Annotated in this window: 4 protein-coding genes; all 4 read right to left on the bottom strand. The window is 40.2% G+C overall.

Going from position 1 to position 1,581, the window contains the following annotated elements; translation table 11 throughout:
- Positions 1–65 precede the first annotated feature (65 nt).
- Complete coding sequence (locus tag BTHERMOSOX_RS11115; protein ID WP_138121187.1) at positions 66–374, bottom strand: hypothetical protein; 309 nt, start codon at positions 372–374, stop codon at positions 66–68.
- 2 nt (positions 375–376) lie between these two features.
- Positions 377–667: a tyrosine-type recombinase/integrase gene (locus BTHERMOSOX_RS11970; protein ID WP_171004762.1), complete on the bottom strand. Its 291-nt coding sequence runs from the start codon at positions 665–667 to the stop codon at positions 377–379.
- A 32-nt stretch (positions 668–699) separates the two neighbouring features.
- Positions 700–966, bottom strand: coding sequence for a tyrosine-type recombinase/integrase (locus tag BTHERMOSOX_RS11965; protein WP_212744661.1), 267 nt, complete (start codon positions 964–966; stop codon positions 700–702).
- Positions 967–1,065: 99 nt separating this feature from the next.
- Positions 1,066–1,344, bottom strand: coding sequence for a hypothetical protein (locus BTHERMOSOX_RS11100; protein WP_171004760.1), 279 nt, complete (start codon positions 1,342–1,344; stop codon positions 1,066–1,068).
- Positions 1,345–1,581: the final 237 nt, after the last annotated feature.

Genomic DNA, 1,581 nt, shown 5'->3' with positions numbered 1-1,581 from the left:
AAATAGTTCACCACTTTTGTATCTTAGGGATGTTATTAAAATGCGCCGCCAGGGAAATAATGTGCCTAAATTACCGCAGATGCCTGCGCTAGTTGCTGCTTAATTATATAGGGGAATGAACGGTTACTATTTAAAGCATAGTCATAAACCGTAAGAAAAATACGCCTAAAGTTTTTTATAGATGTTGGGAAATGCCTAAGCCAAGCTTCGTTTTTAATATATTCTTCACTATAAAATAACGCACAAAAGGCAAAATATGAAATAGCACAAATAAATTCTAAAACAAATGCTACCACCAATACTGGAATAATAATAACCACTAGCGAAAATATGGCCACAATCAATCTTACTAAAATAATTAAAAAACTTGTCATAGTTAATCCCAAATCCCTTTAAACTGCTTATCATCAAGCCTTGTATAAATAGCTGTATTTCTAATGTCTTTATGCCCTAAATAGTCCTGTACCACACGTACATCATACCCCTTGTTAATCAAAGCATAACCGCAACCATGCCTAAGCATGTGAGGGGTTATTTTTCTAAGCCCCGCCTTCTTGTAGCTGGCAGTAACAATTTTGTTAATGCTATCACGACAAAAGCTAGTGCCTTGCTCGGATACAAACAACCACGGCAAGCCTTGCCCTTGCTTTTCCTCTCTGAGCCTCAAATAACGCCTTAAAAGCCTCAATTCATCAGAGGCTAGGCTATAGGGTGTATAAAGTCGTTACCATTTTTAACCCTCTTGATGAAAATTCTAGCCTCATCGAGATTGATAACTTCTAGCTGGAGATTGCAAAGCTCGCTTTCTCTCAGCCCATGACGATAGAGCATGAGAATAATAAGCTCATTTCTGACGGGATTACGGCTAGCCTTAGCCCCTATCCTCAGAGCTTCAACTTCTAAACCCGTCACCCACTTAACGCCTGAGCTTTCGTATGTTTCTGTAACTTTCTGCACTTCGCTCATTCGTGATAGCTGGATTAAGGAATAAAAACGTTTGATTTTCAAGGCTTCGGAAAACTTACTTTCTGCATTATACTTAAAATGCAGAAAGTACAAAATGGATTATATTTCTTCCTCATCGCCCCTGATAGGAACAAGATGTAAGTCCAAATGAACCTCATTTGAACTATTTAAGCCTGCTAGCTCCTTTAGATCAGAGGGGGTTTCTTCACTAAACTTTGCAAGGTTATAGTATGGAAGCCCATCATCGCTGCAAATTTCTTCGCACTCGATGAAATATTGCTCCACCTCCTCCAAAGTCCAGCGGACTTCCTTCGCAATAGCTATTTGTAAATCGGTATCATCATCGGGACTGTTAAGGGCTTTAGGTAAAACCGACAATTCAGCCGAAGTTATTCCTTTATCCTTCCAATCTCTAAGAAAACCTGACCATAAATTTGCTCTTAAGTTAGAGCTATACTTAAACCTAGATGCGTTCCAATGAAGCACTTCCGCTAAAAATCAGGGAAACGGAGCCTAAGCGAAGTGATGATTTTTAGTCCCTGGTAGGCGGCAGGGCAATTCGCTGATCCGAAGTGCGCTAGCAGCGCGCGAGGGAGGCAAAGAATTGCATTCCGA

This window comes from Bathymodiolus heckerae thiotrophic gill symbiont, from assembly GCF_900128515.1.
Taxonomy (GTDB): Bacteria; Pseudomonadota; Gammaproteobacteria; order PS1; family Pseudothioglobaceae; genus Thioglobus_A.
This window is presented reverse-complemented; position numbering and strand designations above follow the sequence as displayed.